Annotated in this window: 5 protein-coding genes; 2 read left to right on the plus strand and 3 right to left on the minus strand. The window is 42.2% G+C overall.

Annotated features, from left to right (window positions below; genetic code table 11):
• Positions 1-4: 4 nt before the first annotated feature.
• From FTU72_RS13280 to tusA, 3 genes are all read right to left on the minus strand, one after another.
• Positions 5-1,123, minus strand: coding sequence for a hypothetical protein (locus FTU72_RS13280; protein ID WP_179991989.1), 1,119 nt, complete (start codon positions 1,121-1,123; stop codon positions 5-7).
• Complete coding sequence (locus FTU72_RS13285; RefSeq protein WP_180052986.1) at positions 1,120-3,909, minus strand: type VI secretion system Vgr family protein; 2,790 nt, start codon at positions 3,907-3,909, stop codon at positions 1,120-1,122. Before FTU72_RS13285 ends, FTU72_RS13280 begins: the two co-directional genes overlap by 4 nt.
• 244 nt (positions 3,910-4,153) lie before the next feature.
• On the minus strand, positions 4,154-4,414 hold the full coding sequence (tusA, locus tag FTU72_RS13290) for a sulfurtransferase TusA (protein ID WP_180052985.1): 261 nt from the start codon (positions 4,412-4,414) through the stop codon (positions 4,154-4,156).
• A 201-nt stretch (positions 4,415-4,615) separates the two neighbouring features.
• On the opposite strand from tusA, the gene FTU72_RS13295 reads away from it, so the two are divergent.
• A complete protein-coding gene (locus tag FTU72_RS13295; protein ID WP_004781742.1) occupies positions 4,616-5,455 on the plus strand; it encodes an HlyC/CorC family transporter in 840 nt (279 codons plus the stop codon).
• Positions 5,452-7,011 (plus strand): apolipoprotein N-acyltransferase, encoded by a 1,560-nt coding sequence (lnt, locus tag FTU72_RS13300; RefSeq protein ID WP_166134823.1) that lies wholly within the window; start codon positions 5,452-5,454, stop codon positions 7,009-7,011. Before FTU72_RS13295 ends, lnt begins: the two co-directional genes overlap by 4 nt.
• Positions 7,012-7,200: the final 189 nt, after the last annotated feature.

The raw sequence follows: 7,200 nt of genomic DNA on the forward strand, positions 1-7,200 counted from the left end.
GGAATTAAAATAAAGTCCATTCTGTAAAAGCTTCCAACTCTTCATCATAAGCTTCAACTAATTTATATGCTCCATACCCTCCCGCTAGACCGCCAATTATTACACCTACTGTTGAACATATGGGAGACCCGGGGCCACAAATTCCTCCTGCAATAGCACCACCCACAGCGCCAGCTGCCACTCCTGAGCCTATGGTTGCGGCTTCTTTATAAAATTCCTTTTCTTTATTCTCAGCTGAAAAAATCTCATACCAAGCATAGGAAATTGAAATAACGACAATTACTCTGCCTAGTGGTTTCATATACTTTGCTGCTTTATCAAAAGTTCCATGGGATGCCCCTGATCCTTTAACTACACTATAAAAAACTTTATTTTTATCTGCTGTTGAAAGCGCCTGAAAATATGAATTTCTTGTACCTGTTGATGCTTTTACATAATGATCTAAGGTTTGTCTTGACTGATCTTTCAGTCTTTTCCATTTATCAGGATCTTTTAATTTCAATGCATAATATTCTAAGAATTGATCTAAGCTTTTAGCCGCTATTTTTTCTTTTTGTGATACTGCTAACGCGATTGGAGAATTCTTTTTCCTGGTCTGTTCTAAGATATCATTTCTTAATGTATGAGCCTCTTTCGAAGCATCTTTTACAGTCATTCTTCCATTTTCAACATCCTTTAAGTAATCATGACTCATTTTTTTAATTGCTTTCATATAAGCAATTCTTAAGGAGCTATCATGATCTAAAAAGTTATTACTAAAGTAAAGTGCTGTACCATGTAAGGCTTCAAGTGCTATTTCTAATTCATTTTTAACTTTAACAGGTACTTTATTTGATTCTGCTTGTTTTGTTGTACCTGTAGTTGATTTTAATTTATATATCGATTTATTAAATTCGCCATTTTCTAGTGCGGGAACACGCACTCTGGCAATTTTTGAATTATTTAAAATTAACTCTACAAAGATTAAATCTAATTTATTGCAACTATAGATTTTGGTACAACCATTCGGATCAATTTTTCCTCCATAACTTTTTTGAGTTGTCGTATTTAGTAAGGTATAGCTTAATTTTGATAAAAGGTCTTTATTATCACAGGATACTTTTAAACGAGCCGTATAAGTCATTCTTCTAACTCCGATATCTCTGCATCATATTTATGCACCATAACCGTATATTTTTCTTCCTTATTTTTTGAGGTAATTCTAATAATTCCATCTTTGGGAACCTCTCCTGTTCGTACATTCCCCTTAGAATCAATAAGACTAAAAATTGGAGAGCTTTCTAATAATTTATTGTTTATTTTATGTCGCACATCGAACTCTAAAATATAGGAACTATTATGTGAGGCAGGAAGATAGGGAATATCATGCATTACCTTTTCTCCTGATAAAAATTGATGCTGCCCTGCCTTCATCTCAAACTGACCACCCGTCATCGGCAAAATTCCGGCACTACTGATCTCAACTTGAGAACCGCCCGCAGTTAAAACAATTTTCTTTGCTGCTGTAATTTCGATCTGATCTTCAGTGGAGACAATTTTGATACCTTTGCGTGCAATAACATCCATCCCATCATTTTGCCCCTGTAGTTCAACTTTCCCTTTTGCGGCATAAGCACTTAGGCCTTGTTGAGCTGCAAACAGACTCACTTTAGAAGAGGCATGCCCAATAATATTTTTTTGTGAACTTAAGTTAATACTGTCCGCTGCCTGGTGGCTAATTTGACCCTCCGCAGACAAATAAATATCCTGCTGAGTACTCAGTGCAATGGATTTTGGTGCTGTCAGAATCATAATTGCCTGTTTAAAGGCAGCTGCTTTGTCTTGATCTTGCTGTTTAATTTGCTCAATAAAGCTTTTTAAATTTTCAAAGATTTCAAGCGGATCAGTTTGCTGGTTTTTAGCAACATCACTTAGCGCCTGGCTCATCTGCAAGCCTGATTCAAGCTGGCTTTTCGCTGGTTCAGCATCCATATGTGAACCGTCTGCGGCTTGCTGTTTATGAGCCGAAATCAATAACCCTTTACCTGCACGGACTGCACCCCATTGGTCAGTTCTAAGTTCAAAGCCTTCACCCCGTCCTTCATTTTCAGCCTGTTCTTTTGAATAACTTAAGTTACCCAGATTGAGCTGACTGGCAGCTTGACTACTATGTAACTGTATACTGATCTGGCCAGTCGTATCATCAAAACGTAACTGGTTAAAGCCTTGCCCCTGTACTTCTTGCGAGCGAATACCACTGAGTTTTTTGGTATCTGGTAGTTGTCCTTTTTGATCAAACTTCGTCGGAGAACGTTGGCCTTCATGAATCCGACCTACCACAAAAGGCCGATCAATATTGCCATCAAAAAAGTCGACGACCACAATTTCACCAATGCGTGGCAAGAAACGGACCCCATAACCTATACCTGCCCACGGGGTCAGAACATCTACCCAGGCTGAATCTGTATCACTGTCATTGCTGCCTGCGCCACCATCGTGAGCATGGTCATCCGGACGAGTGAACAGAAAACGGATTTTGATCCGCCCCCATTCATCCACATAAATTTCTTCATCTTCTGGCCCGACTACCTTGGCGCATTGCGGATAGGCCTGTGGCCGCTGCAATAAAGGTTGATACTCAGGAACCAAGTGAATATGGCGACGTTGCAAGACTAGCTGGTTGGCCTGACGCTCACCTGCGTCCTTGGATTCTGTCATCTGCCAACAGCTTTGCTGAATTAAAGCATGAACCTGCTCATTTAAGTCTTTAGGCAAATTATTTTGGTTATAAAATTTCCTAGAGATGATTAAAAATTCTTTATCTACTGCTGGATGCTGGTCAATTTCAGGATGCTGATCCAGCCGAAACCAGTAACCCACTTGGGCATCACGTACCGTGGATGTTGCTAAAAATTGTTTGGCCTGTGCATCATAGAAATGCTGCAAATTTTGGTTTATTTTCTCGATTTGTGCATCCGAGGCTAGAGTTGCCTGATCTGCATGCCTGAGATCAGTGATCCATGCCGGACTGATGTTCCAGCCTTGTTCCAATGCCAGGCTGGCATTATCCTGAACCTGACTCTGCTGGTGCTTGCTTTGTACTGAACCTATGCCTTCTTCCTGATTCAAGCGACCGGCATGCCAGCGCTGGATATGTACAGCGGTCGACTGCAACTGTCGTTCTGCAATAAAACTGGTCATGCTATCTTCTTGTTCAGTAGCACTGGAACGATGGAAACGGATCGCTCTGCGGCTTAAAGCTTGGTAGTAGCTATTGTCATCAATTAATCTAAGCTTTTGCGCTGCAATCGCTGCAGATGAATGCACAACTATAAGCTCAGACTCATCAATCAGCCAGTTAATCCCTTCACTACGCCATAAACGGGTTAAAAAGTCATAGTCGCTTTCATTCAACTGCATAGTAAAAGGACGTACATCATAAGTTTGCTGCAAACCGGATAAATCCAGCTTAAGTGCAGCCGCAAATAATGGACTCTTACCCTGCCATTCTTTGAATAAGATTTCAGTAATCTCTCGGACACTCTTGTCCATGAACACACGACTATTACGGCGTTTATGCCATAGCGACGTTGCATCTTCCAGGGTGAGTTTATAAAGCACTAATGCACCATCACTCTGTCCCTGAGTTGCTGCAGTAATAATTCCGGAACTGCGAAATAACTGTCCTTGATCCGTGACCTGATCTATCGCTACTTGAATTCCAATAAATTCTTTAAGGGGAATCAAGGCATTAGTCGACACACAAATCAGCTCAATCTTTAGTCCCTGATTCAGGACATGTTGGCCATCAATACGTTGCAGAAAAACTTCGGAATTAAGTTTTTGATGGGAAAACTGAACAAGCAAAGCACGCTTCTGTGCACTAAGACCCACTTGCTCTAATACTTGAGCGATATGATTTTTTATCATTTTTAATTGTTATAAATATTTTTGCGGCATTATAGTGAATTATTTATATCCAGCCTAGATTCATTGGTCTGGCCATGGTTCCGATTCATCACTGTAATTCTGGAAGAGGCTTTAATATCAAATTTTTATTTTCTGAAAGTCAGGAACTTCAAGCAGATCAAGTATTCAAAAAAAATAGCTTTCTTTTCATTTTAATCTTTCAACAATATGGGCAAATGAATCACTCATCTGCCCAAAAAATCTCTTAACCGCCTTTTTTCACCAGATAATGGAACTCTTTATGGCCATTTTCATCCAGACGCTCCTCTTGGAGTAGCAGTTCATGGCCGAGGTGCATGCAAAATTTTGGAATATCCCAAGAGGTCGAATTATCCGTAGCAAAAACTTCAACTACATCACCAGCTTTAGACTTACGGATGGCTTGATGCAACATCATGACTGGCTCAGGGCAGCGTAATCCACGGGTATTCAATTGCAGGCTTGGCGTAATTTCGGCTTCAGACATCGACAGACTCAGGAATTCAAGATCAGCCTTATTTTAGCATAAAGCGGCTATCGCATTGCAGCCCGCGCTTTGAACCAATACACAAAACCATACTGACCCGCGCGATCAAGTCTGCGCAGCATAATTACAATAGACAAGCGTATTTTCTGCGGTATGATAAAATCACGTTTTTTTAGATATTAAGAGTCTTTAGGAAAGATCATGCACGAGGAATCAGGCCCGTCGTGGGGTATGCGCGGCTTACGTAAATGGCTGGGAACTGCACCCGAAACTCGCGACGAACTGCTAAAATTAGTACAAGATTCACGTCGATTTTTAGAACCCGATACTGTTGCAATGCTGGAAGGCGTATTGGACCTGCCGGCCACCAAAATTCGTGAAGTCATGACGCCAAGAACGTCCATGATTAGCTTGCAGGAAGATGACCAACTTCTCGAAATTCTGCATGTTTTAGTTGAATCTGCGCATTCGCGATTCCCTGTGTTCTCATCGGATCAACCGGATAATGTAGTTGGTATTTTGCTGGCCAAAGATCTGCTTCCTTTCCTGACCGAGCCTTCTTCCAAAGTCGATATTCGTGCCTTGATGCGTCAGCCGCTGTTTGTGCCGGAAAGTGCGCGTTCGGATCAGGTTCTACGTATGCTGAAAAATACCCAGACTCATATTGCGGTAGTGATTGATGAGTACGGTACAACTTCAGGCCTGGTGACATTAGAAGATATTCTCGAAGAAATTGTGGGTGAAATTGAAGACGAACATGATATTGCGGATGAAGAAGCACAATATATTGTTCCGGATCAAGACCCGAAGACAGCCAATACCTGGGTAGTACAAGCGCTGACGCCAATCGAGCATTTTAACAATATGCTAGATGCCAATTTCTCCGATGATGAAGTTGAAACCATGGGCGGTTTGTTATTACAAGAAATTGGTCTGGTAAATGATTTGGAAGGTCAGACGATTGAACTGGAAAACTGGCAATTTACCATTCTTGAGGCAGATTCACGTTCTATTCGTTTAATTCGAGCTGTGCGCCAATGAGAGCATATTTCGATAAGCTATTAAATCCAGCCCAGCAGCAAAAGCAGCTAGCCTTAATTTATCCTGTATTGATTGCCTTATTTGCAGGAGCCATTTTTAGCTTGGCACTGGCACCTTATCATTACTGGTGGCTGGCAATTCTGTCTCCTGCTTTATTGTATGCTTGCGTCCGTGGTCGTAGTGCGAAACAGGCCTTTGGCATTGGCTGGGCTTATGGGATTGGATTGTGGTTTGTGGGTGCATTCTGGCTCTATACCTCTATTCATGTGTATGGCGATACCAGTGCTTTCCTGAGCGTAATCATGATCCTGATCATGGCGATTGTCATGGGACTGTTTACTGCGCTTCAGACTTTCATTTATCGTCGATTTTTCCCAGAAACACCTCTTACCTTCGCACCACTTTGGGTGATCTTTGAATGGGCCAAAACCTGGGTATTTACCGGTTTCCCATGGTTATTTGCAGGTTACGCTTTTACTGAGCTTTATCTGGATGCCTATGCGCCTTTATTTGGTGTATTTGGGGTGTCCTTTGTAGTGATTGTTCTGGCCTGTGCGCTGGTTGAAATCTTAAGTAAACGGGTCTTCTGGATCGTGCCTTCTGCACTCTTGTTATTGGGTGCCTGGGGTGCTGCACAACTGACTTTCGTGCAAGAAAAAAATGAAAAGCCGCTCACCGTTTCTCTGATCCAGGGCAATATTCCTCAGGACCTGAAATGGTTAACTGAATATCAGGTAAAAACTCTGCTGATCTATGCCAATCTGAGCAAGACTGAATGGGGACGTGACCTAATTGTCTGGCCAGAATCTTCGATTCCGATGTTCCAGACCGACATCGAACCTTTCTTGGATGCCATGAAAGTTCAGGCAGAAAAATCTGGAACAGCTTGGGTCACAGGTATTCCGTTCTGGGATCTGGCTGAGTCACAGGAAGCAGGCACGCCAAAATATTACAATAGCATCATGGCGACCGGTAATGAGTCGAGTGGTTTGTATAAGAAGCAGCGTCTGGTGCCTTTTGGGGAATATATTCCACTTTCTGGCGCACTCAGCTGGGTACTGCCAGCTCTGCAAAACGACCCTTCGGTGAGTGGTTTCTCGCGTGGTGCGGATATCCAGAAACCATTAAATGTGAAAAACCATCCTTTAGGTGCAGCGATTTGCTATGAAGTGGCTTATCCAAACCTGACTCGTCGTAATGCCAGCCAAAGCGATTTTCTGGTGACCGTATCTAATGATGCTTGGTTTACTGGCACTGCCGGTCCACAGCAACATTTACAGATGGTACAAATGCGGGCCAAGGAAAATGGTCGCTGGTTTATTCGTGCTACCAATACTGGGGTAACTGCGTTCATCGACCACAATGGCCATATTGTGAAACGTGCACCTATGGATAAAGAAGCTATACTCCGCGGTGAGCTACCCGCCATGCAGGGTGAAACGCTCTACATGAAACTCAGCGACTGGCCAGTGCTGATTTTCTCCGTATTGCTCTTATTACTAGGTTGGCGCTTCCGCCCACGTAAAGTGGATATCAGCTTTAAGTCTAGAAGATAGTTCTCTCAAAAGCCCCTCTTTTAAAAAGAGAGGGGCGATAAAAAACCGAGGTTCATGCCCACTGCTGTCCCACAATTTTTCACAAGAGGAAGCTCAAATGAGCTTCCTCTTGTTTTATGGGTATTTTATCGGGTGAAAATAAAGCTTTTAAAGTTCTTCTTTCAAACAAATTCACTTGAATTATTCTGA

Origin of the sequence: Acinetobacter sp. YH12137 (assembly GCF_013418535.1) — a bacterium.
In the GTDB taxonomy this organism is placed as follows: Bacteria; Pseudomonadota; Gammaproteobacteria; order Pseudomonadales; family Moraxellaceae; genus Acinetobacter.